Source organism: Paenibacillus antibioticophila, from assembly GCF_000455265.1.
GTDB classification, from domain to species: domain Bacteria; phylum Bacillota; class Bacilli; order Paenibacillales; family Paenibacillaceae; genus Fontibacillus; species Fontibacillus antibioticophila.
Window position 1 is genome coordinate 2370371 of the sequence record NZ_HG005139.1, and the last position, 23603, is coordinate 2393973.

The 23603-nt window shown below is 50.5% G+C and carries 22 protein-coding genes and 1 pseudogene; 6 read left to right on the forward strand and 17 right to left on the reverse strand.

Going from position 1 to position 23603, the window contains the following annotated elements; translation table 11 throughout:
* The first annotated feature begins 233 nt into the window (after nt 1-233).
* Nucleotides 234-950: a Crp/Fnr family transcriptional regulator gene (locus TX85_RS10920; RefSeq protein ID WP_044479150.1), complete on the forward strand. Its 717-nt coding sequence runs from the start codon at nt 234-236 to the stop codon at nt 948-950.
* 1242 nt (nt 951-2192) lie between these two features.
* Here the strand turns inward: TX85_RS10920 and TX85_RS10925 are convergent.
* The 8 genes from TX85_RS10925 to TX85_RS10960 all read right to left on the reverse strand — a co-directional run bounded on the left by TX85_RS10925 (nt 2193) and on the right by TX85_RS10960 (nt 10081).
* Complete coding sequence (locus TX85_RS10925; RefSeq protein ID WP_044479151.1) at nt 2193-2993, reverse strand: formate/nitrite transporter family protein; 801 nt, start codon at nt 2991-2993, stop codon at nt 2193-2195.
* Nucleotides 2994-3008: 15 nt separating this feature from the next.
* A complete protein-coding gene (locus TX85_RS10930; protein WP_044479988.1) occupies nt 3009-3356 on the reverse strand; it encodes a nitrite reductase (NAD(P)H) small subunit in 348 nt (115 codons plus the stop codon).
* Between the two features lie 33 nt (nt 3357-3389).
* Nucleotides 3390-5822, reverse strand: coding sequence for a nitrite reductase large subunit NirB (gene nirB, locus TX85_RS10935; protein ID WP_044479152.1), 2433 nt, complete (start codon nt 5820-5822; stop codon nt 3390-3392).
* A gap of 252 nt (nt 5823-6074) precedes the next feature.
* Entirely contained in the window at nt 6075-6644 is a 570-nt protein-coding gene (locus TX85_RS10940; protein WP_044479989.1) for an FAD-dependent oxidoreductase, read from the reverse strand.
* A gap of 62 nt (nt 6645-6706) precedes the next feature.
* On the reverse strand, nt 6707-7024 hold the full coding sequence (locus tag TX85_RS10945) for a winged helix-turn-helix transcriptional regulator (RefSeq protein ID WP_044479153.1): 318 nt from the start codon (nt 7022-7024) through the stop codon (nt 6707-6709).
* 207 nt (nt 7025-7231) lie between these two features.
* Entirely contained in the window at nt 7232-8200 is a 969-nt protein-coding gene (locus TX85_RS10950) for a sugar phosphate isomerase/epimerase family protein (protein WP_044479154.1), read from the reverse strand.
* 35 nt (nt 8201-8235) lie between these two features.
* Nucleotides 8236-9318, reverse strand: coding sequence for a Gfo/Idh/MocA family protein (locus TX85_RS10955; protein ID WP_044479155.1), 1083 nt, complete (start codon nt 9316-9318; stop codon nt 8236-8238).
* Complete coding sequence (locus TX85_RS10960; protein WP_044479156.1) at nt 9311-10081, reverse strand: sugar phosphate isomerase/epimerase family protein; 771 nt, start codon at nt 10079-10081, stop codon at nt 9311-9313. The genes TX85_RS10955 and TX85_RS10960 overlap by 8 nt, the downstream gene beginning before the upstream one ends.
* A gap of 144 nt (nt 10082-10225) precedes the next feature.
* Between TX85_RS10960 and TX85_RS10965 the strand changes: the two genes are divergently transcribed.
* Nucleotides 10226-11059: an AraC family transcriptional regulator gene (locus TX85_RS10965; protein WP_044479157.1), complete on the forward strand. Its 834-nt coding sequence runs from the start codon at nt 10226-10228 to the stop codon at nt 11057-11059.
* A gap of 83 nt (nt 11060-11142) precedes the next feature.
* Here TX85_RS10965 and TX85_RS10970 read toward each other — a convergent pair whose 3' ends face one another.
* On the reverse strand, nt 11143-11850 hold the full coding sequence (locus tag TX85_RS10970; RefSeq protein WP_044479158.1) for a TerC family protein: 708 nt from the start codon (nt 11848-11850) through the stop codon (nt 11143-11145).
* Between the two features lie 329 nt (nt 11851-12179).
* Between TX85_RS10970 and TX85_RS27955 the strand changes: the two are divergent.
* From TX85_RS27955 to TX85_RS10980, 3 genes and pseudogenes are all read left to right on the forward strand, one after another.
* A pseudogene (locus TX85_RS27955) lies at nt 12180-12671 on the forward strand (TVP38/TMEM64 family protein); the annotation flags it as partial.
* Nucleotides 12672-12884: 213 nt separating this feature from the next.
* On the forward strand, nt 12885-13859 hold the full coding sequence (msrB, locus tag TX85_RS27570; RefSeq protein ID WP_233500743.1) for a peptide-methionine (R)-S-oxide reductase MsrB: 975 nt from the start codon (nt 12885-12887) through the stop codon (nt 13857-13859).
* 17 nt (nt 13860-13876) lie between these two features.
* Nucleotides 13877-14239 (forward strand): DUF423 domain-containing protein, encoded by a 363-nt coding sequence (locus tag TX85_RS10980; protein ID WP_044479159.1) that lies wholly within the window; start codon nt 13877-13879, stop codon nt 14237-14239.
* A gap of 56 nt (nt 14240-14295) precedes the next feature.
* Here TX85_RS10980 and TX85_RS10985 read toward each other — a convergent pair whose 3' ends face one another.
* On the reverse strand, nt 14296-14955 hold the full coding sequence (locus TX85_RS10985; RefSeq protein ID WP_044479160.1) for a YitT family protein: 660 nt from the start codon (nt 14953-14955) through the stop codon (nt 14296-14298).
* A gap of 295 nt (nt 14956-15250) precedes the next feature.
* Nucleotides 15251-15751: a Crp/Fnr family transcriptional regulator gene (locus TX85_RS10990; protein ID WP_044479161.1), complete on the reverse strand. Its 501-nt coding sequence runs from the start codon at nt 15749-15751 to the stop codon at nt 15251-15253.
* Nucleotides 15752-15918: 167 nt separating this feature from the next.
* On the opposite strand from TX85_RS10990, the gene TX85_RS10995 reads away from it, so the two are divergent.
* Entirely contained in the window at nt 15919-17133 is a 1215-nt protein-coding gene (locus tag TX85_RS10995; protein ID WP_101781137.1) for a chromate transporter, read from the forward strand.
* Here TX85_RS10995 and TX85_RS11000 read toward each other — a convergent pair whose 3' ends face one another.
* The 6 genes from TX85_RS11000 to recG all read right to left on the reverse strand — a co-directional run bounded on the left by TX85_RS11000 (nt 17134) and on the right by recG (nt 23590).
* Complete coding sequence (locus TX85_RS11000) at nt 17134-17613, reverse strand: hypothetical protein (RefSeq protein ID WP_044479162.1); 480 nt, start codon at nt 17611-17613, stop codon at nt 17134-17136.
* The gene (locus TX85_RS11005; protein ID WP_044479992.1) at nt 17610-18863 is read right to left on the reverse strand and encodes a DNA polymerase IV; all 1254 of its coding nucleotides are present in this window, start codon (nt 18861-18863) and stop codon (nt 17610-17612) included. The genes TX85_RS11000 and TX85_RS11005 overlap by 4 nt, the downstream gene beginning before the upstream one ends.
* Nucleotides 18864-19062: 199 nt before the next feature.
* On the reverse strand, nt 19063-19809 hold the full coding sequence (gene map, locus TX85_RS11010; protein WP_044479163.1) for a type I methionyl aminopeptidase: 747 nt from the start codon (nt 19807-19809) through the stop codon (nt 19063-19065).
* Nucleotides 19810-19865: 56 nt separating this feature from the next.
* A complete protein-coding gene (locus tag TX85_RS11015; protein WP_044479164.1) occupies nt 19866-20567 on the reverse strand; it encodes a TetR/AcrR family transcriptional regulator in 702 nt (233 codons plus the stop codon).
* Nucleotides 20568-21176: 609 nt separating this feature from the next.
* Nucleotides 21177-21464, reverse strand: a complete 288-nt coding sequence (locus TX85_RS11020; RefSeq protein WP_044479165.1) for a stage VI sporulation protein F — start codon at nt 21462-21464, stop codon at nt 21177-21179.
* A gap of 80 nt (nt 21465-21544) precedes the next feature.
* The gene (gene recG, locus TX85_RS11025; protein ID WP_044479166.1) at nt 21545-23590 is read right to left on the reverse strand and encodes an ATP-dependent DNA helicase RecG; all 2046 of its coding nucleotides are present in this window, start codon (nt 23588-23590) and stop codon (nt 21545-21547) included.
* Between the last annotated feature and the right edge of the window lie 13 nt (nt 23591-23603).

Genomic DNA, 23603 nt, shown 5'->3' on the forward strand with positions numbered 1-23603 from the left:
AACTTTCAGTAGAATGTTCAAATTTTCAGGCGCAATTTACAGTTTTTGACTTTGACTCCTTATTCTTTTTCTTGTATTGTGAGAAATATCATTTCTCCATTAAAGTGAAATTAGTCACAATGTTGAAATTTCGACACTTTTTAAGGACTTCTAAGCGTCTCAAAACTCTAAAAAAGTTATATAATTAATTTAAAATTTTCAGAAAAATTTGGAACACAAAGGGGAAATTCATAATGAGCGAAATGATGAGCGTCACTCTGCCCCGCGGCAATACGAGCTGTTTTACCGAGCAAAACTTCAACCGTCTCCTTGTCACGATGAAAGAAAAAGCGTACCCTGAGGGAACGCATCTTTTCTGGGAAGGCGACTTTTCCGATAAACTATTTTATGTTAAGCGCGGGCGCGTCAAGCTGACCAAGTCTACCGATGAAGGCAAAGAGCTGATCCTCTACATGTACGGCCGCGGAGATATGGTGGGTCAGGCGGATCCTTTCTTTAGCACCAAGCACAGCTTCACTGCTGAAGTCATTGAGGACAGTGAGGTTGGCGTCATCGAGCAGAAGGATCTGGAGATCATGATCTGCCAGCACTGTGATTTTGCGATTGATTTCATGAAATGGATGGGCATCCATCACCGATTGACACAGACGAAATTCCGCGACCTGATGATGTACGGGAAGCCGGGCGCGCTTTGCTCTACTCTGATTCGTCTAAGCAATACTTACGGTGAACAGCATGGGGAGAACATTCTAATCAATAAGAAAATCACCCATACGGATTTGTCCAATATGATTGGCGCGACCCGTGAAAGCGTCAACCGGATGCTGAGTGATCTTCGTAAGAAGGATGCGCTGGAGTATGATAACGGCATGATTGTTATTAAGGACCTGGTAATGCTGCAGGATATTTGTCACTGCGAGCTCTGTCCGAATGAAATCTGCCGGATCTAGTCCCTCCTCGCTGGCGGCGTAACAAACTACTAAAAAGGGGCGCCCAACAGACTTGTTCTGTCGGGACGCCCTGTTTGTGTTAGTGTGCAATACACGGGGAGCAGTTAAACATGAGAGGGCCAGTTAAGTGGGGCAACGTGTGAAGAGTTGCTACGTTCGCTGTTGTTCACGGATTTCTATGATTGGACTAAATTCTAACAGTGGAGAAATCTTCTCACAAAGGCAAACGCTGACGCTCTATGCTTTCGAAGCAGCTTTCTTGCAGAAAGCTTTTACCTTCACACTTTTGCCCTGGCTACTTCGCCTTATGAGTTCAACTGCTATGCTAACTGCACATGACTGCGCCACGATAGCATTACAGTAAGCTTGAAGCCTGTGGCATGCACGCAGGATACTCCGCGCGCCAATAGCCTTCTCCCAACTTCCCCTTGCTGCCAGGCCCGCCTTAGGCTAGAAATCACAAATGGAGGCCTGCGCGATTCAGTTTACGCACAGCCCCATGGAACACTGGCACCTGGAGTTACCCCAGTCGCACGTTGCTTCGGCCTTGTGCGGAACGCGGAACTTCGTTATCCGACTAGACCTTCCAGTCTTGTTCCGAGCTTTACTCCTCCCACTTGTTCAGCCTCATTCCGGTCATGCTCCAGTGAAATTTTTTACCTTAAATTCTTCATTCGGCACTCGAATCCAATTTTAGTGAAAAAATTTACCTTAGATATCCAGTATCTAGTTAAACCCACGGTATAGCTCACTTTAAGCGAAAAAATTTCACTATATCCGCATTTCTATCATTTCCACTGAATTTAAGGTAACTTTTTTCACTGTATGCGTAAGATTCATATTTCATGCGGACGACCGATCACCGTCATACCGCAAAACACCACACGCTGGAAGCTGCGCTCGGTGCAAGGTAACTCATGCGTACTTGGTCGGTATTATGCAGAATCTACTTGAATAACCCTTGCTCTGTCGACTTGTTGCAAATTGGGGTATCACCCAATGATGATACGGTGTGTCTATTTACTGTTTGTAATGCACCACGCGTAGCTCCCAGCGCGCGGTGGGACGGTACGGGTGTCACCACACGCCTGCCCTTCAGTCTCATAGAGAGTGCAGTGCATCCGGTACCTATAAAGCCGAAGAATCTACGTTAAAAGGGTATAAGTGTGAAGTGTTACAAGCTTTCTGTAAGAAAGCTACTTCGTAAGCACACTTCACACGTTGCCCCAGTACGCAGATGACTTAAGCCGCTTTACGTGCCTTCTCCTTCTTGCGAACCGGTGAGATGAACCAGTAAGCCATACCGACGAAGATGGCGCCGCCAACGATATTGCCGAGTGTCACCGGAATCATATTATGCAACCAGCCGGCCAGCGTAACGGTATCCGGGTGATTAGGAAGCAGCAAGGAAAGGCTGAGCAGCGTCATATTCGCTACACTGTGCTCATAGCCGCTTGCGATAAAGGCATAAAGACACCACCAGATCAGAATCAGCTTGCTGATATCGTCCTTGGCCCGATTGCTCATCCAGATCGCAAGACAGACGAGCCAGTTACACAAAATGCCGCGAAAGAACAATTCCATGACGGGAGCTCCCATCTTCTTAGCGGATGCGGCAAAGATCAGATGCTCCGGCCCCGCAGCCTTGAATAGCCCGGAGCCGACGATCAGGAGACTGAGAACAACAGCCCCCGCAAGATTTCCGAGGAATACCAGCATCCAGTTCTTGGCTGTATCCCCGATTGTCGTTCTACCCGCTAAGGTGCTTGCCGTAAAGAACATGTTATTGCCGGTGAAGAGCTCGGAGCCTGCAAAGATAACCAGGGTCAGGGCAATCCCGAAGGACATGCCCATCACCATGGGCTGAAACGGCGACTTGATCGCTGCAAGCGGTGCGCCCACCGAGAAGATCAGAATAATTCCGAGGCCGACATAAGCGCCGGCTAGCATGGCTGCCACCATATATCTCGGCAGGCTCTCGTTCATCAAGTCTCTTTTTTTAACCGCGGCTTCTACGATGGCTTCAACATTTTGTGTAAACATGGAGATCCCCTCCGTTTATGTCGTTTGGAGCTGCTGCTCCAATGCGATCCATACTTGACCGTTCTCTACCTTCACCGGACACATGCTAGCCCGGCCCGTATCGGGAGCCTGCACCAACCCGGTAGTCAAGTCAATCTTCCAATCGTACAGCGGATCATACAGGTAATGTCCCGACAAGATCCCTTCCGCAAGCGGCCCGCCTTTCGGATGCGGACTCTGGTTCAAAGCGGCAAAGATTCGTCCATCGGAAAGCGGGAAGACGGCGATTTCCTGCCCGTTGATTTCTACGACCCGCCCGATCTGCAGGAGGAACTCATCCACTGACCCTGCGGCATAGAATTTCAGATTGCTCTCTTTCTCCATGTTCATATTTCATTCTCCTCTCCATGTCACGATTTACAGCTGATTGCTCATTTCCAGGCGATTGTACAGCTTCTCTCGATGCTCGGTATCATTCAGCATCTTCTTCCAAGGGTCTTCTACCTGCTGCAGTGCGAACTCGATTCGTTCCATCAATGCCTTCCGGTTCTCGTGATCATCAACGACATTCGCTTTAATCGCATCTAATCCGATCCGTTCCACCCATTCCGAGGTTCTCTCTAGGTAATTGCCGCTCTCACGATAGTACTGCATAATTGCGCCAACAATTTCGATCAGCTCATCATCCGTCTTCACCTTGCAGAGCGGATCTGCAAGACGTGCCTTGATACCACCGTTCCCGCCGACAAAAATCTCCCATCCGCCATCATTTCCGACGATCCCGATATCCTTCGTGCACGATTCCGCACAGTTCCGCGGACAGCCGTTAACTGCCAGCTTGAATTTGGCCGGGAAATCAAGCCGTTCGAACTTACGCTCCAGAATCGCGCCCATCCCCATGGAATCCTGAGTTCCAAAGCGGCAGAACTGCGAGCCTACGCAGGTTTTTACCGTACGGAGCGACTTGGCATAGGCATAACCGGAGGGCATATCCAGCTCTTCCCATACCTTAGGCAGGTCTTCCTTCTTCACGCCGATCAGATCAAGACGCTGACCGCCGGTTACCTTGACAACCTTCACATCATACTTCAACGATACGTCTGCAATGCGCTTGAGTTCCTCCGGCGTTGTAACTCCGCCATACATCCGCGGCACGACTGTATACGTTCCGTCCTTCTGGATATTGGCCGCCATCCGCTCGTTAACAAAACGGGATGGTTTCTCGTCCTCATGGGTGTCAGGATGCAGCATTCCAAGGTAGTAGTTCAGTGCCGGACGGCATTTCGAGCAACCCTCCGGTTGGCTCCATCCAAGGACGTTCATGACTTCCTTCGTCGTCTGCAGACCCTTCTCCTGAATCTCTGCTACGATTTCATCCCGGCTGAGGGTGGTGCAGCCGCAGATGCCCTGCTTGGCAGCCGCAGTAAAGCCGTCGCCAAGCACATACTGTAAAATCTGCTCTACAACGGGCTTACAGCCTCCGCAAGAACGGGTCGCCCCGGTACAAGCCTTGATTTCGTCGACAGTAGTCAAGCCTTGATTGGTAATGACATCTACAATCGTTCCTTTGGTTACCCCATTACAGCCGCAGACGATCTCTTCATCCGGCATGGTCTCAACAGCAGCTGTCTTCTTTCCGCCTCCGCTGCAACCTGTACCCATCAGAGAAGCATACAGCTCGTCGGTCATCTCTGCTTTGTTCTTCACCAGCTTCTGAAGCTCATTTGCATCATCGATATCACCGAACAATACTGCGCCTACGATGATACCGTCCTGCAGCAGGATTTTCTTGTAGGTGCGTTTCCAGTCATCTTTATTGGAAATGACCGTATGCTCCGGTCCATCGATAAATACGCCGGTAGAAAATACATCGACACCTGATATTTTCAGCTTCGTGGACATGACGGACCCCTCATATGGGGCGGTATCCACTCCACAGATATGCTTAGCAAGAATAGAGCCTTGTTCAAATAGCGGCGCTACCAGGCCGTAACAGGTTCCCCGGTGCTCCGTGCATTCACCTACGGAATAGACGCCTTCCATCGAAGTCTGCATATAGTCATTCACTATGATCCCCCGATTGACGGCGATGCCGCTTTCCCGGGCTACAGCCACATTCGGCTTGATACCGACTGCCATCACGACGAACTCCGCTTCCAGCACCGTATCGTCGGCAAAACGCAATCCGCTGACCCGGGTATCCCCCAGAAGCTCGGACGTTTGCGCGCCCATTTTAAATTTAATGCCTTGACGCTCCAGCTCTCCCTTCAACATGGATGCGGCCTGGTGATCAAGCTGACGCTCCATCAAGTCCTCCATCAGGTGAACCACCGTGACGTCCATTCCCAATTGAACCAGACCCTTTGCCGCCTCCAGTCCCAGCAAGCCCCCGCCGATGACAGCTGCTTTACGGTAAGTTTTCGCCGCTTCCAGCATCTGATTACAGTCCGCGATATCCCGGAAGCCGACAACACCTTCCTTGTCGCTGCCTGGGATTGGCAGAATGAATGAATTCGAGCCTGTTGCGATCAACACCTTATCATAAGGAACTCTCATGCCCTGCTCGGTTACGACTTCCTTACTCTGCTCATCGATTCTGGATACAGCCGTACCCATATGGAGCTTAATCCCGTTATCTTCATACCACTGCAGATCATTCAGGACGATATCGTCGATGGTCTTGCTTCCTTCAAGCACATAGGACAGCATGATCCGGTTATAGTTCGGGTGAGGCTCGCTCCCAAAGACAGTAATATCGAATTTCGTAGTCAACTTTAAAATTTGCTCCACGGTGCTGATTCCGGCCATCCCGTTTCCAATTACCACCAGTTTCTCTTTTGCTGCGTTCATCGTAGAACTACCTCCTCAACCTCGTTGTTCTCTATTGGAGCTCCGCTCCTTCAGATTACATACAAATTATACATTTGAAATTTTAAATTAATTGTGATATTTTTCACATTTCAAGTGTATAATTTCACAATCCCTTTATTTAGTTTGCGGGATGGACAAATTAATGTTTGTGCGTGGAGTCACAATAAATATGTCAAAAATGAAAAAAGACTTTCCGCAAGCGCTAGCTTACGGAAAGTCTGGCACGTACTTTTATGATTTCAGTATATCGTGATCTACGTAGCGTTCGCCGTTCAATTCACTCAACAGCTCAATCGCCACCTTGGCTCCGTCTCCGGCTGTAATAATCGTGTGAACGCTTACGCCGGCAAGCGTGCCTGCAACCCAGACCCGAGGGTTGCTCGTTCTCCCGTAACCGTCGGTCTCTACCACCGCTTTAATGCGCGGCTCGCGGCCCTCTTTCAGCCCCAGACCGATCGAAGCCGCCAACTCTGTCAATGCACCCGTAGCCAGGATGACATGAGAGGCCTCGTAGCTTCTTCCGGATTCCGTCTTCACGGTCACCTTGGAGCCTCCGTTCGTATCGACAACGGTCACTTTCTCTTCAATGAACTTTGCCCCCGCCTTCTGAGCCTGCTCCCGGCCGATCTTCAGCAAATCCGGACCGCTGATATCCTTGGCTCCATAGTGGTTCTCAATCCAGGCCCGCTTTGTCATGCTGGCATTGCTGTCGAGCACCAAGGTTTCTTTGCCCGCCTTGGCCAGAAACAACGCCGCGCTTGAACCTGCAGGTCCCGCTCCGATTACGATTACCTCAGCCACAAGTACACCTACTTTCATTATATTTCGTGCCGCTTCGCCACACGAATACGGCACGTCACAGCTTACTCAATCCACTGCTCTGCCCAGCACTGTACTTGCTCCATGACTGGATTCAGCGCTCTTCCCTTTTCTGTAAGCTCATACTCAATTCTTACGGGAGTTTCCGGATAAACATGCCTAATAACAATTCCTTCGGTCTCCAAATCTTTCATACGCTCGGACAACATCTTGTCGCTCATCGCTGGAATCCCGTTAGAGATGTCCTTGAACCGCTTCGGGCCGCTAAGCAAGGTGCGGATAATCAGGCCATTCCAGCGTTTACCCAAAATTACGAAAGCGGATTCAAACCGGGGACACATCGCCGTATGATGCTCTTCCATGTTAATCTCACCTCATACTTTCTACATAGCCGGTTAATAACTTACGAATCGTTAGTATATTTCATAGTACCACAATTTATGCGGAATGCATACAGGTGAATCCCTTTTTAACCGCTCCAGTATTTGTTATTATACCCGATTCATCCGCACATGAAAAAGCGGCTGCGAAAGGCAGCCGCCAAGATCCAAATGAAGAAATAGAACGTATTAGACCCACCACATCTCCGCAGCGGAGTCTTCAATCATAATCTGCTGCAGATTCTTAACAGCCTTCGAGAAGCCTTCCTCAATCGACATCAGGCCGTCTTCATGCTCAATGCTCACGACATAGTCATAGCCATAGAGACGAAGCGCGCTGATCATGTCCGCCCAGGTCTTCAGATCATGACCATAGCCGACCGTACGGAACTGCCATGCGCGGTCCTGCATCAAGGTATAGGACTGCATGTCCGTGATTCCATGACGATGCACATTGACCGGGTCAATCGTCGTATCCTTGGCATGGAAATGATGAATCGCGCCCGCCCGGCCCAAGATAGAGATCGCCTGAACCGGATCGATGCCTTGCCACCACATATGGCTTGGGTCCAGGTTCGCTCCGATGACTTCACCTGCCGCTTCGCGCAGACGAAGCAGTGTTCCCGGCGTATGTACCGAGAAGCCCCCATGCAGTTCCAGACCAATCTTAACGTGGTGGTCTGCCGCATATTTTCCCCATTCTGTCCAGTAAGGGATCACTTTGTTCGTCCATTGCCAGTCCAGAATTTCCTGGTAATCATTCGGCCACGGCGCTACAGGCCAGTTCGGATATTTGGCATCCTCATGATCTCCCGGGCAACCCGAGAACGTATTCACCACCGGAACCTCCAGCAGCTCGGCGAGTTGCACCGTCTTTACAAAGGTATCATGAAAGCCTTGAGCGATATGCTTCTGAGGATGGAGCGGATTACCGTGGCAGCTCAATGCACTGATCGTCAAGCCGCGAGCTTCAACGGCCTTCTTGAAGTTCTCACGCGCTGTCTTGCTCTCCAGCAGCTCATCCGGCTTGCAATGCGCATCCCCTGGATACGCTCCAGTCCCGATCTCTACAGCCTTAACTCCTTTGGATGCAACCAGGTCCAGCGCTTCCTCCAGCGGCCGGCCTCCGAATAGAACCAGAAATATGCCTAATTTCATTTCAATAGCCTCCTGTCATTTGCGTGTCCGCCGAATTAATCAAAATATACGGTCTTGCCCGTTCTTGCCGATTCATAGATCGCTTCCAGAATTTCAGTAACGACCAATGCTTGCTCCGGCTTCACGAGCGGCTCTTTATCTTCCAGAATGGCTTGAACCCAGGATCTGGCTTCCCGCAAGGAATCGGTCTCCTGCTCGCCGCTGAAGAAGGCCACGCCTCCGCTGCCGAAGTCTACCTTCGTCTCATACAGGCGGCTCATTCTTTCGCCATTCAGGCGAAGACCGTCATTCATGTCTGCTCCGCCTTCGGTTCCGCAAAGCAGTGTTCTTGCTTCGCCAAAATCAATGACATTCAGCGCCCAGCTCGATTCAAGCGATATGGTCGCTCCATTCTTCATAGTAATGAAGCCGAAAGCGGAATCCTCAACCTTGAATTCCTCCGGATTCCAGGGACCGAAGGCATTGGCTGCATTTTCGCGGCCGCCCAGCTTGTGGAAGACTGAACCGGTAACGCTCTTTGGCTCATAATTGTCCATAAGCCAAAGTGTCAGATCAAGGGCATGGGTGCCGATATCGATCAACGGACCTCCGCCTTGCTTCTCTTCATCAAGGAATACGCCCCAGGTAGGTACTGCACGACGTCTGAGCGCAAGCGCCTTCCCGTAGTAAATGTCTCCGAGCTCTCCTTGCTCGCACAGCTGCTTCAGATACAAGCTGTCGCTGCGGAAACGGTTCTGGTAAGCGATGCTGAGCTTTTTGCCGGTACGCTTCGCCGCATCCAGCATTTGTCTCGCCTGCTCGGCGGTCTTGGCCATCGGCTTCTCACACATGACATGTCTGCCGGACTCCAGAGAGGCTACCGTAATTTCCGCATGGGAATCATTCGGAGTGCACACATGGACAACCTCGACATCCGTCTCGCTAAGCAACTTGCGGAAGTCCGTATATACTTTAGCTTCTGCTGTTCCGAATTCCTTTGCGGCTTTCTCCGCACGCTCTTCAACGATATCGCAGAATGCAACCAATTCTACCTCTTCAAGCTTCGCCAAAGCCGGCAAATGCTTGTTATTAGCAATCCCTCCACAACCCACAACCGCTACCTTCAACTTCTTAGACATGAATGTTCCCCCCGTTATTCGCATAATTGCGTATCCATTTCATACTTTCTTCAATACAGTCGAGCGGATTGCCGGCACAGTAATCCTGCTCAACCACCAGCCAGGTTGCTCCCGCTTGGATTGCGGCATCCGCAATCGCCTTAATATCGACTTCGCCATGCCCCAGCTCTACCGTCTCGGCCGAGCCATCCTCGCGCTTCGCCATATCCTTCCAGTGAACCAGCGGCAGACGATCCGCATACTTGGTTATATAAGCAACCGGATCAAGCCCTGCATAATGAACCCAGCAGCTATCAAGCTCCATTTGCAGACGTTCTGCAGGCAGCTTCGAGAACATTACGTCCAATACAGGCTGGCCATCCAGATGCTGTGTAAGCTCGAATTCATGATTATGATAGCAGAAGGTAACCCCCGCATCCGCACAGCGTTGACCGATCTTATCCATATCCTCAAAAATGTCATGCCAGCGATGACGATCTTCCTCTCCCAAGTAAGGCATGATCAATGTAGTGTTGCCGATCGCTTTATTAAACGCAATCTCCTCATCAAGCGCATCGCGCAATCTAACAAAAGGTGTATGCGCTCCCAAAGCAATCAAACCGGTTTCATCTAGAATAGCCTTGACCTGCTCGGCTGTCCGGCCGAAGTATCCCGCAAATTCCACCCCTTGATATCCCAGTGCTGCAATCTTGCGCAAGGTTCCTTCAAAATCCTGTTCCATGGCATCGCGAACTGTATAAAGCTGAAGACCAACTTGTGTCAAAATTATCACCTCAATCTTTTATTAAACGAATTGATCAATTCTTCTACATGGTATTCCAAATTGCTTTACAGTAAAATGAATAATATGATTGAAACATGAACAATCTGGTCATTATTTTTTTTAGCACTTGGGAGAGTGGCATTTTTGGACAATAAAAAACTGCAAATTCTGACCGCTGGCTATTCTCTTCACAGCAAGCCGTTTCATATTTTCCAGCCGGAAGGGCTGGAGAATTATCTAATACGACTGCAGACTACAGGCCGCTGCCGCACCCGTATTGAAGGGAAGCTGGAGCGGCTGGAGCCCGGCGACCTGCTGCTTGTCGCCCCCGGACAGCCCTACGAGCTGCGGATTGAAGGCGAGCCTGCCATCGGCGCTCAGTCACAGGGACCTCCGTTAATTAACAGCGGAGACTATCATATCTTCCCTTCAGGGGAATGGATTGAGGAGTGGTGGCAGAAACAGCCCCGTCCCCGCATTATCCGGCTTCCGCTGTCAGAGGGGGTTGTCGGGGCTTTCCGGCAAATTATGCTGGAGCGGCAGCGAATCTCCAATCCTTCTCCTGAAATCGCAGAGTATTACTTAAAGATTCTGTGTACGGATATTGACCGGAATTTGCTCCAACAGCCAACCCGGACCTATCCCACTTATCTTGCCCACCGGATTAAGAATTATATTGAAGAGAATGCGGCTGAGCCGATTCGCCTGGAGGATGCGGCGGCCTATGCCGGTATTAGCGTCTCGCGGGCGGTGCATCTGTTTAAAGAAACATTCGACACCAGCATTATTCAGTACACGCTCGAGGTCCGCCTGAATATGGCGCGGGAAAGAATCATTTTCAGCCCGCTTAGCCTGGAGCATGTAGCGGAAAGCTCCGGCTTTCCAAACTACAATTATTTTCACCGGGTATTTCGGAAGCGGTTCGGGATGTCGCCCAAACAATTCCGCCAGCATGCCCGCACGCCAGTGGAATCCTGACTTTGTCTGCGGAGTCTATGTTCCAAAAATAAGAAGAACCTTTCCCCGGAATGGAGAAAGGTTCTTCCCTGTAACACGTATAACTACAGCGGGAGGTTGCCTTGATTCAGCATTTGCTGAATTTCGCGCTCGCGCTCAAGCTTCTTCTTCATTAAAAGTCCCAAGCCTACAACAAGAGCTATAATAACCATTTCAAATCCGTATTTGATCCAGCCGCTAGCGAACCAGTCAAGAATCAACGGCTCAGCAACCAGCATTTTGGACGCCGTCCACGCCAGCACGGCCGCTCCGATCGTGATGACGACCGGGAAGCGCTCTGTCAGCTTCAGAATCATCGTGCTTCCCAGCACCATAATCGGTATGGAAATGGCCAGACCAAATACCACCAGCAGAATGTCTTCATCCGCAGCGCCCGCAACCGCGAGTACATTATCCAAACCCATCATGGTATCGGCAACGATAATCGTACCGATAGCCGCCCACATGCGGTCCCCGCTCTTAATATCATGACTTTTATCGTCAACCAGAAGCTTATAAGCAATCCAGATCAAAGCCAGTCCGCCGGCAAGCCGTAACCCCGGGAGCTTGAGCAGCTCCAGAACAAGCAGGGTCATGATCACCCGAACCACGATCGCCCCTATAGTTCCCCATACAATAACCTTCTTCTGGTCCTCCTTTCGAACATTGCGCGCAGCAAGCCCGATTACAATCGCATTGTCACCTGCAAGCACAAGATCGATCAGAACGATGGATAGCAAGGCTGTCCAGAACTCCAACGTCAATAACTCCATATTCTCTCTCCTCTCCTACGATCCGGTTCCGGCTTTCGATATGAAAAAATGCACCTTTGCTCGTTAAACCGGGCACAGGTGCATTTTATTTTATACAAAATAAAAAGACCTTCACCCAATACTCGCATCAGGCAAAGGTCTCGCTAACAACGACAGGTTGCCAATAAAGCCGGGGTGTGAACCCGTCATGACGACTTTATTGTAGTAAGCTACTCCCCTTTGGGAACCATGCATATAAAATTCTTAGTAATTATAGCATGGCCATGAAGAATACGCTAGATTTAATTAAGGGAAGACTTTGTATCATGGATGGGCGGAAAGGAGCCGTTATGAGAAAATGGATCGTACTCACAGTGTATGCCCTTGCTTTTGCCTTGGCTTACCTGTTCAAGGAGGAGCTTAATGGATGGATCACGGGCGATCCTCCGCTCTGGAGCCTGTTAGCTCTATCGACCTTGCTCGCCTTTGTTCCAATCCTGCCCTACCGCGTCGTTATTGCCGCTGCCGGATATATGCTGGGAGGATTATTCGGGGGAATGATCACCCTGATCAGTTCTACGCTAGCCGGAGCGCTAGTCTACGCCGGAGCGGCCTACGGTTTCCGGGATGTGGCCTCACGCTGGACGGAAAGACTCAAGCCGCTGGAGCGGATCAGCAAGGTTATCGAACAGCGTCCATTTGCCACAATCGTCTTGTGTAAATTAACGCCGGTATTCCCCCAAACGGCAATCAATATCTATTCGGGAGCTTATAACATCCCCTTCTTCACCTATCTGGCCGCCTCTGTTGTGGGCAAGCTGCCAAGCGTGTTTTTCTACGCCTTCCTGGGCGCATCTTTATGGGAGGAGCCGAAAACGGCGTTAAAGGCAGCTCTCGGATATATGCTGGTGCTTCTGCTGGTAACTGTATTTTGGGTATATATTAAAAAAAGACCCTGGACAGCTTTCAGTTTTGGGGCAAAAAACGTTATACTGGAAGCCGGAGCAAGTTCCAGCCTGTTATTAATGATGCCAAATGAAAATGGAGGGATCAGCATGAATATACCGCAATCTTCCGGCCGCGAGCTGGCCACCTTTGCAGGAGGCTGCTTCTGGTGCATGGTTTCGCCCTTTGAAGAGCTTCCCGGAATACACGGGATCGTATCCGGTTATACCGGCGGCCGTACCGCCAATCCGACATACGAGGAAGTCTGCGCCGGAGATACGGGCCATTATGAAGCCGTACAGATTACGTTCGATCCGGCCATCTTTCCTTACCAAAAGCTCCTGGAGCTATTCTGGCAGCAGATTGACCCGACGGATGAAGGCGGGCAATTCCATGATCGGGGAGAATCGTACCGGACAGCTATTTTCTACCATAGTGAGCAACAGCGGGTAGAAGCGGAGCATTCCAAGGCAGAGCTTGCCGCCAGCGGCCGTTTTGACAAGCCGATTGTAACAGAGATTTTGCCGGCTGCCCCATTCTATGCCGCTGAGGACTATCATCAAGACTACCATCGTAAGAATCCCGGACATTACAAACGCTATCGCAAGGGCTCGGGCCGGGAAGACTTCATTGATCGTCATTGGTCGGGTCCCGCCAATCCGGAGGAGTTGAAGACGCGCCTCACACCTATCCAATACGAGGTCACGCAAAAAAATGCTACTGAACGTCCCTTTACCGGCGAATACTGGAACCACACGGATGAAGGAATCTATGTGGACATCGTATCCGGAGAGCCGCTGTTCAGCTCGCTCGACAAATATGATGCCGGCTGCGGCTGGCCGAGCTTTACCCGTCCCTTGCGTTCCTACAGCATCAAGGAAAAGACAGATACCAGCCATTTCATGATCCGCACGGAAGTGCGCAGCCGGGAAGGGGATTCCCACCTGGGGCATGTATTCGAGGACGGCCCCGAACCTACCGGACTTCGCTACTGCATTAATTCCGCCGCGCTTCGCTTCGTACCGAAAGAGAAGATGGAGGCGGAAGGCTACGGCGAATACCTGTATTTATTCGAGAACAAATAGCAATGAGGTGATGATCGATGCATACATTGCTCGTGCTCGGCGGAATCATGATGTTCCTTGCCGTAGCGCTCGGAGCCTTCGGGGCCCATGCCCTGAAAGACAAATTGACTCCGGATCGTATGAAGAACTACCAGACAGGAATCCAATACCAGATCGCACATGGACTCGGCCTGCTTCTTCTCGGTACTGTGCAGGGAGATACGGTGAATACTTCTCAGATCACTGTCTCCGGCTGGTTGTTGACTGCCGGAATCGTGCTGTTCTCCGGGAGTCTGTATGTGCTTAGTCTGACAGGAATCCGGAAGCTGGGTGCAATTACGCCGCTTGGCGGACTCTGCTTTCTTGCCGGATGGGTGCTGTTTATCGTTGCCGTGGTCTAGGTCCTGTTCTATGATCTTCTCTGTAGTCACAAAAAAACGGCTCAAGCCCAGAAGGCTTAAGCCGTTTTCTTCTTCATGCCGTAAGTAACCGGACGCCGCGGAGCAGCAGCTCTGTGTCCAAACTGTACGGTCCATGTAATCATCTGTCCGGCGATCATGACCGCCAATATTGTAAACATCGTCTCTTTCAATGGTAAATATAACAACGAGACAACGAGCACGATGGCATCCATCGCCATGAACACGGTGCCGATCTTTAAACCGGTCCACTGACTTATCATGAGCGATAAAATGTCGTCCCCGCCTGTTGCGCCCCCTGCACGGATAACCAGACCCGCACCCAAGCCGGTTAGCAATCCGGAGAATAGCGCCGCCATCAACAGATTGGAACCAAAGTCCATCCGCAGCGGCGAGAAGCTGTCACATAATTCATAAAATAACGAAAACGACATCGAGGCAATAAGCGTATGTGCAATGAATTTCCGGCCCTTCAGCCATACAGCTAATATAAAGATCGGAATATCCAGCACAAGCATTGTCAGTGCAGGCGGCAAATCAAACAAATATTTACCCAATAGCGCAAGTCCAACAAATCCGCCCTCCGACAGGCCATTCTGAAAATTAATATGATAGTAAGAAAATGCCAATAAAAACGAACCTGACAACATGATGAGTAACTGTCTACTGTTAATTTTCCATTTTGTTATGTTCCTCATTTGATATCCCTCTTATCGCAGATTGGTTGACTTTATGGTCCAACCCTACGTGTAAGAAGGCTCTTGAGGAATTCATCCTTCGCATGATTACACGCTTCTTTCGTAGGATTGTTGGCCATAAACCGACGCTCCACGAAACAAGCTAAGTGTAAGAGAGATCATAACGTTTCCAAATCGTCCTTGGGGAATTTGTCCTTCGGGAACACATGGTATCCTGATCCTTTCTGTTTTTGTCTTATCTTATTATAACACAAAAATTTTAATGACTAAACAGCTTAGCAGCTTCCATCTTTTTTTAGTTATGATGGCGCAATAACCGATTGACAGTCTCCCGCCGCACGCCGATAAATTGTCCGATTTCTTCCTGTGTCAAATACTCCGTAAGCGGCGCTCCGTTCGCGTGCCGGCCAAGCCAGCCCGATAGCAGCTCCAGTCGTTCGGCAGGGGTACCGATCGTCAAATGATCAAGCCGTTCCTGCATGAACCTGACCTTTTCCTGCGGCAGACGGGCTACATCCATCGTTTTCGCAGGATCCTCCTCCAGCTCCTTGTACCATTTCTGGGCCGGGATCATCTCTACCTCGCTCTTGATTAAGGCGATAGCCGTTCCGTGCGCATCCTGCGGCGAGATCAGAGAATGATGGGGAACCGTCTCCCCGGGATACAGGATATTAAACAGCACGATATTTCCGTTCTCATGAAGTCGGGTCACCTTGAACAATCCGCTTTTGATGTGATATAAATAATTCCCCTCATCTCCTTGCCGGAACAAGATGTCTCCTTTATGTAATATCATGCTATCTCTCCATTTCTCTGCGTACTCTGACCCTATTATAACAAAAATCACTTCCTGAGGGCATAGGATTATCCACTTATGATTGTCTGATAATTTATTTTCACGTAGAATCACATTAGGCAGCTTGCGTCCGTGTCGGAATTGACGATAAAGGAGGAGTAACAGGCGTGAATAATCATAAAATCACAGCCCGTCAGGGATATAGAAATAAGTTGCGATCATTTCTTGAAGTGCTGGCTGTATCAACTAAACTTGGTCTTATCTCATTCGGAGGCCCCATCGCTCATCTGGGGTATTTTCATGACGAGTATGTTCGCCGCCGCAAATGGTTGGACGAGCGAAGCTATGCCGATCTGGTTGCACTGTGTCAATTTCTTCCTGGTCCTGCCAGCAGTCAGGTAGGCATCGGAATCGGCGTCATCCGTGCAGGACTGCTCGGCGGACTGACCGCTTGGCTTGGCTTCACGCTTCCATCGGTCATCGCGCTCGTCCTGTTCGCCCTTCTTTTGCAAGGGTTTGATATTGGGAGTGCAGGCTGGATTCATGGTCTTAAGATTGTCGCTGTTGTCATTGTCGCTCAAGCCATCCTTGGCATGGGTAAAAAACTTATTTCTGATCGGAATACAGCAACCATTGCCATTATTAGCACATCCATAACTCTTTTATGGCAGACTGCTTTTAATCAGGTTCTGCTTATTGCTATTGCAGGCATAATCGGCATCATGTTGTACAAGAAAACGCTAATCTCTGAAACAGCAGACTTGAACATTCCCGTTAGCCGCGGCTTTGCTGTCCTCTGCTTAGCCGTCTTTTTTGGACTCCTGATTTTTCTGCCGTTCGTGAGGCAATTTGCTGATTCGGATTGGCTGTCTTTGTTCGATAGCTTTTACCGGTCAGGATCGCTTGTTTTTGGTGGCGGCCATGTCGTTCTTCCGTTGCTGGAGCGGGAAGTTGTACCTACAGGCTTAATCAGCGAATCCGACTTTTTAGCAGGATATGGTGCGGCTCAAGCTGTGCCCGGCCCCTTATTCACCTTTGCCGGATATTTGGGAATGATGATAAGCGGAGGGAAGGGCGCCTTAATTGCTACGGCAGCCATTTTTCTTCCTGCCTTTCTTTTAATCGTAGGAGCACTTCCCTTCTGGAGCACTTTGCGCAAAAACGCTAAAGTTCAAGGTGCCTTAATCGGAATTAATGCAGCAGTGGTAGGCATCTTGTTGGCGGCGCTGTATAATCCGCTTTGGACTACGGCGATCCTAGCCCCTGCCGATTTTGCGCTGGCGTCTATTTTATTTTTGATGCTCGTTTTTTGGAAAGCTCCGCCGTGGGTTATTGTCATTGCCGGCGCTATCGGCGGCACTATAATCAGCTTTGCAACCTAGTTAAATAGACTGCTCCTCCCTGTTTAATTGAGAGAGAATACGCATCGAGTATTTCGTAAAGCGGACGCTGATCTCGGACCGCAATACTTCTCTCACAATACCAAACCGATCCTCATAGCCGCGGCAAATATAACGATGATAAATAATTCCGTCATGGGTCTCATCGCTAAATATTTTTATGTTCCGTTGCCTTAATTCCCGATTGGTTTTGGACAAATCTCTGGAGATGTCCTTCATTATGATTTGAATGAATTGTTCATGGATTTGCTTAAATAAATGAGTTGAAATCCGAAGATCCTGCAAACTCTTCTCACACATGGTCAACATATAGGGAAACATAATAGCGTCCCGAATCATCGTGAGCTCTTCCGTCGTGACCCTTCCTGTCTGAGGATGCTTATTCCGGTTCTCATACTGCTCCTGGTGTTCCGTTAAAAGCATCTTCGACTTCCATCTCTCATTTCCATCAAGCTTGCTCATTTAAAATGCCCCCCAATCTGACCTGCACGCTCTCGTGCTACACCAGCCTCCACCAACGAAGAGGCTCTGATAATCGCATCGCTGCCATACCGTTCCTTAATGCGGTCGGTAGCCCGTTCAACTGCATAGGCAGCGTTCCTATCCTCAAACAGAGTCAATTGATCAATTCGATCGTCCGACAGCTGTGTTAACGAAATATGCAAACGGCTTACCGGCAGCCCGTTCCAGTGATCCAGGAACAGCTTTCGAGCGGCCTGGGCAACCTCATGGGTTAATGAGGTGGGTTGATGCAACGTCATCTGACGGCTAAACGAGAAAGTCTTCTCCCCGTCCGTCTCCACTGCTCCAACAGACACGCCCCGGCCTTGATAACCATGCCTGCGCGCCCGCCGGCAAACCTCGATCACCAGCTCAAGCAAGACAACTTCAATATCCTCCAGGCGCCCGTACAAGCTGCTCCTCAAGGCTTTTCCGTGGCTTATTGATTTCAACGCACCGCGAATGGAGGAGACTACGGGGCTGGAATCCTTACCGTTCGCAATTTGCCAGTAGTACTCTGATTGAATATCGGATTGCTTTCGGAACTCCCTGCGCATCATTTGCTTAAATTGGCCTAACTCCAGACGGGCAATATCACCTATGGTGTTTAGACCCATATGGCGAAAATGCTTGGTCATACGGGAGCCGACCATAAACATCTGGTGAATCGGCAAGGGCCACAAATCCCTCTCCATATTTTCAAAGCCCAATTTAAAAATACCGTCCTGCCTTTTTTTCGCAAAATTATCCGTTGCCATCTTGGCTAGGATTTTTGTAGGACCCATCCCGACCCTGGACCATACCCCCGTCGATAGTTTTACTTGCCACTGAATCCATTGAGCAATCTCATCTGCAGACCCGCATAGGGATATAGAACCTGTTACATCCAAAAATTGCTCGTCAATACTGTAGGGCTCAACTTGATCTGTTACGGATTCAAATATTTGCGTAATTAATAAAGATATGGTGATATAGCGCTGCATTCTGGGGCGAATAACTACCAAATCAGGACAGAGGGCTAATGCTTCTCCGACACGTTGCGCGGTAGTAACCCCTCTTGACTTGGCAAGAGGACAGGCTGCTAAGATAATTCCCGATCGGCGAGACGGATCACCTACAGCTACAGGCTTGTTGTAATATTCCGGATGAGCTGCTTTTTCAATGGAGGCATAAAAAGACTGTCCGTCCACAAGAAAAATGATGTTAGACATTTCCGAATCACCAGCTTTGTCGTATTGAGGTTTCTTTAAGGCAGTTGTTCGCCGCCCGGAACACTTGTTCTTATTATATTCATAATACGAACAAATATTCTCATCCGTCAACAGGTTAATACTGGATACGCCGATATACAAAAAAAGACCGCCGCGACCACAGCATCACGCTGCCTCGGGACGGTCTTTGATCGTCTTTTTATTGAGCTGTCAGAATCAACGGCCCTTCGCTAGTAATTGCAATCGTATGTTCAAATTGCGCCGACAGCTTGCCGTCAGCCGTTCGGGCTGTCCATCCATCCTCATCAATCCGGATTCGGAAGGTGCCTTCATTAATCATCGGCTCGATAGTGAACACCATTCCCTCCTTCAAACGAATGCCTTTTCCAGGTACTCCAACATGCTCATATTCGGGCTCTTCATGCAGCTGTCGGCCGATGCCATGCCCGAGCAGATCCCTTACCACCCCATAGCCGTGGGATTCAGCATGCCGCTGAATAGCCGATGTCACATCGCCAAGCCGGTTCCCGGGAAAGGCTTGGGAAATCCCCAGCTCCAGACATTCATAGGTTACCTGCAGCAGCTTCTCCGCGGCCGGGGAAGGCGTGCCAACCGTATAGCACCAGCATGAATCACCGAACCAGCCTTCATATTCGGCTACAATATCGATTTTGAGCAAATCCCCGTCCACCAACGGACGGGAAGAAGGAAAGCCGTGCGCAATCACATCATTGACAGACATACAGGTTTCCGCCGGAAAGCCGTTGTATCCTTTCGTAAATTGCTTGGCGCCAAGCTCCTCGATATGCCGGGCGATCATGTCATTCAGTTCCTGTGTGGTTCTTCCCGGAACGATCGATTTGGCAATCTCCCGGTGGCAGGCCGCCACGACCTCGCCGGCCCGCTTCATTTCTTCAATTTCCCGCATGGATTTCAATGTGATCATATTGGTTCATCTCCCCACTCTGCTTCTGATTCAATTCTTGATCAATCCGCTTATTTTCATACAAATCCTCTTCCTGCCGCAAAGCGGATAAGCTCTTCCATCTCACCCTTCAAGGCGCCCCGCCGGATCGAAGGCAATGCACAGGCGGCAAGCGCGGCCAGCAGCCATTCCCCCTGACGCTCTGCCTCAGCTCTATGCTGTACATTACTAGTATGCGCTGCTTCCTGTACCAGAATAGCTTCTACCTGGGAAACCAGCGGCAGCAGCACGGCGGAACGGTAAGCAGGGGACAATCGCGCTGCTGTCTCCGGCTGGAGCATCCGGTATTGATCCGTCCCCAGATAACAAGCCAGAAAAAGAGCCCGATCTCTTTCCCAGGCATGGAGCAATACTGAACACGCCTCTCTCAGCCGTTCCATAACACGCAAAGAACCCCTTTCCTCGCCACGAGGACTCCTATCCTCACCAACAGAAGCCGTTGCCATGCCGCCAGAGTCTGATCTCCCGTCCGGGGACAGCTCACCAACCCATAATTCCTCAGCTCTCTCCAGCGCCTGATATAGCATATCTGATACAAGATCATTCTTGTTATTGTAATAATGGTATACCGTGCCATAACCCAGTCCTGCCGCAGCCGCCACATCGCGGATCTCCAGCAGAATCCCCTTATCCAGATATACCTCCGCCGCAGCCTGTAAAATCTCGCGGATACGACGCAGCCGGATCTCTTCATTTTGTTCTTTCGTTCGCGGTGTCATAGACCAGGCACCTCACTCTTCCCACAAGCTTATTTTTGACATGCTCTCATGTCGATATAAAAAGTATAACAGATTATGTAAAGAAATAATATACTGGTGCTTTAAAATGTCTTATAAGCCGAAAGCAGAACCCGCAGCATGAGGATATCGACTGGAATCCGCAAGGAGGAAAGGTCTGTTTTGTACGATATTTCATACAAAGCACCTCCTTTTCATGGTAATAATAGTGTTTTATACGAAAAACCGTACAACTTTTTAAGTTTGAGGTACCGGGCCTTATTGTTTATACGATTTTTCGTATAACATACATCAATCAGGATAGGTTTTGGAACAACTTGTGTGGAAAATCGTACAAATCCCTTTGTGCTTCATCATAAGTATTCGTTTTCGAATCTATAAGTGTTCGAATAAGTGTCCGGTCTATAATTGTTCAAGTCTAATATTGCTCAGGCCGCGCCCCAAGGGGCTCTCCGGATCTTCAATCGCGTCAAGCACCGATTTTAAAGTCCCAGCCCGCCTCAAAATACAAAAAAAAAATCAGCCGGAACCTTCCGGCTGACAGCTTCGCCCGCCGCACTCTCATCTCACCTTGCCTGCTCCGTTATGTCCCTAACGGAACATACTCCACAGACGAATGAGATGGAGCGTGCTTTGGGGATCGATCTTTTGATACAACACAAACTGGACAATCTGCTCCTCCTGAACGCTGGTCAGCCTCTCTCCCATCAGTGCGGCAGACTTCTTCACCAGCCGCCTTACCTTCACTCTGTCTTGAAGATCGGCTTTGGTCAAACCTTCGACAAGCTTCTTCACCCGCTCCTTGGTCGTCGGATTCTTCATTTTGAGCTTAATCCGTTCCACAAGCTGGGGACTGATTCCGAATTGCTTATAACTCAAAGACAGCGACACCTCCCGTTCAATGGGCCTTCTTTCTAGTGTATGAAGGGAGGGCTGTACAATGTGACAACAACGATCCGCTAGTCGATAATCTCGCCCTGCAAAATCTGCTCCCGCTGCAAATAGCTCCGCAGCGGCCCATACTCCGGCGACGTCCAGAAGACGCGCTCGCCGACCAGCCGGGCGGCATCGTCCCGCGCCGCCTCCAGCACCGCGAAATCGCTGACCATGTCCGCGATTCGGAACTCCGGCACCCCGCTCTGCTTGGTGCCGAAGAAATCCCCGGGACCGCGCAGCTCCAGGTCCCGCCTTGCCACCTCGAAGCCGTCGTCCGTATCGGTCATGACCTTCATCCGCTCCTGACCGACCTCCGACTTCGGATCCGCGATGAGCACGCAGTACGAGGCGTGCTCGCCCCGGCCGACCCGGCCCCGCAGCTGGTGCAGCTGCGAAAGGCCGAACCGGTCGGCATCCATCACAATCATCAGCGTCGCGTTCGGCACATCGACCCCGACCTCCACCACCGTGGTCGAGACAAGCAGCTGCACCTCGCCATCGTAAAATGCCCGCATAACCTCGTCCTTCTCCGCCGAGGTCATCCTTCCGTGCAGCAGGCCAACCTTATAATCAGGGAATGCCTGCTGCATCGCCACGTACAGGTCGATCGCATTCTGTACGTCCAGCTTGTCCGATTCTTCGATTAGCGGGCAGATCAGGTAAGCCTGCCGCCCCTGCGAAATCTCGCCGGAGATAAAGCCCAGCACCCGATCCATCATCGAGTGCTTGACCCAATACGTCGTAATCGGCTTCCGGCCTTTGGGCCGCTCCGACAGCGTCGATACATCCATATCCCCGAAAGCCGTTATCGCCAGCGTGCGCGGAATCGGCGTTGCTGTCATCGTCAGCACATCAGGGCTAAAGCCCTTGCGGCGCAGAATACTGCGCTGATTCACGCCAAAGCGGTGCTGCTCATCCGTTACCACCAGGCTAAGCGAGCGAAAGAACACATCCTCCTGGATCAGGGCGTGCGTACCGACGACAATATCAATCAGCCCCATCTGGAGCGAAGCCAGCAAATCCTTGCGCTTGCGTCCGGTTACACTGCCGGTCAACAGGCCGACCTGGATGCCGAATGGCTCGAACATCCGAGTCAGCGAGCGGACATGCTGCTCTGCCAAAATTTCGGTCGGCACCATGAAGGCGCCTTGATGACCGGACTTGACCGCTGCGAACAACGCGATAGCCGCGATAACCGTCTTGCCTGAGCCGACATCGCCTTGCAGCAGCCGGTTCATACAGTAAGAAGAGCGCATATCCTTGAGGATTTCCAGCTCCACCCGCTTCTGGGCATCGGTCAGCTCAAAGGGAAGACTGCGCACGAATTCGCGAATCTCTGAATTGGTGGCTCCATGGCTTACGCCGTCCTGCCGCTCGTGATTCATAGCACGATAAGCTTGCAGCTTAAGCTGAAAAAGGAATAGCTCTTCATACACCATCCGGCGCCGGGCCCACCCGCCCTCTTCGCTGTCCGTAGGCTGATGGATGCACTGAATGGCCCGGCGGCGCGGCATCAGATCATATTTCTTCAGCAGCTCGCCCGGCAAATTCTCCGGAATCATCTCCCCATACTGGCGGAGTGCCTGTCCGATCGTCTTGCGGATCCAGGCCTGCGTAATCTTTCCGCCAACCGAATAGACCGGCTGCAGGCTTCCGCTCCGCAGCGTCCCTTTATCGGGGAACTCCGATTCGGATACCGTAAGCTGGCTGCGCCGCAGATCCCATTTCCCGGTCAATATAATATCCCGCCCCGCCGTCAGCTCCTCCCGTAAAAAGTGACGGTTAAACCAGGTCGCCGTAAACATCCAGTCCTCCGCCACCATCTTGCAGGTCAATCTTGACTTTTTACCGTACCGCTGCAGGACCGGAACCCCGATAATTTTAGCCTGAACCGTTATTTTATCGCCATCCTTCGCCTCGGTCAGCGAGCGAAGACGATAATCCTCATACCGGTACGGATAATATTCAATTAGATCATTTACCGTAAAGACGCCAAAGGCGTGAAGCTCTCCTTCTTTAAGAGCGCTCACGCCGCTGACCTGCCTTACCGGAATCTCATGTAATTCCATAAGACTCTCCTAT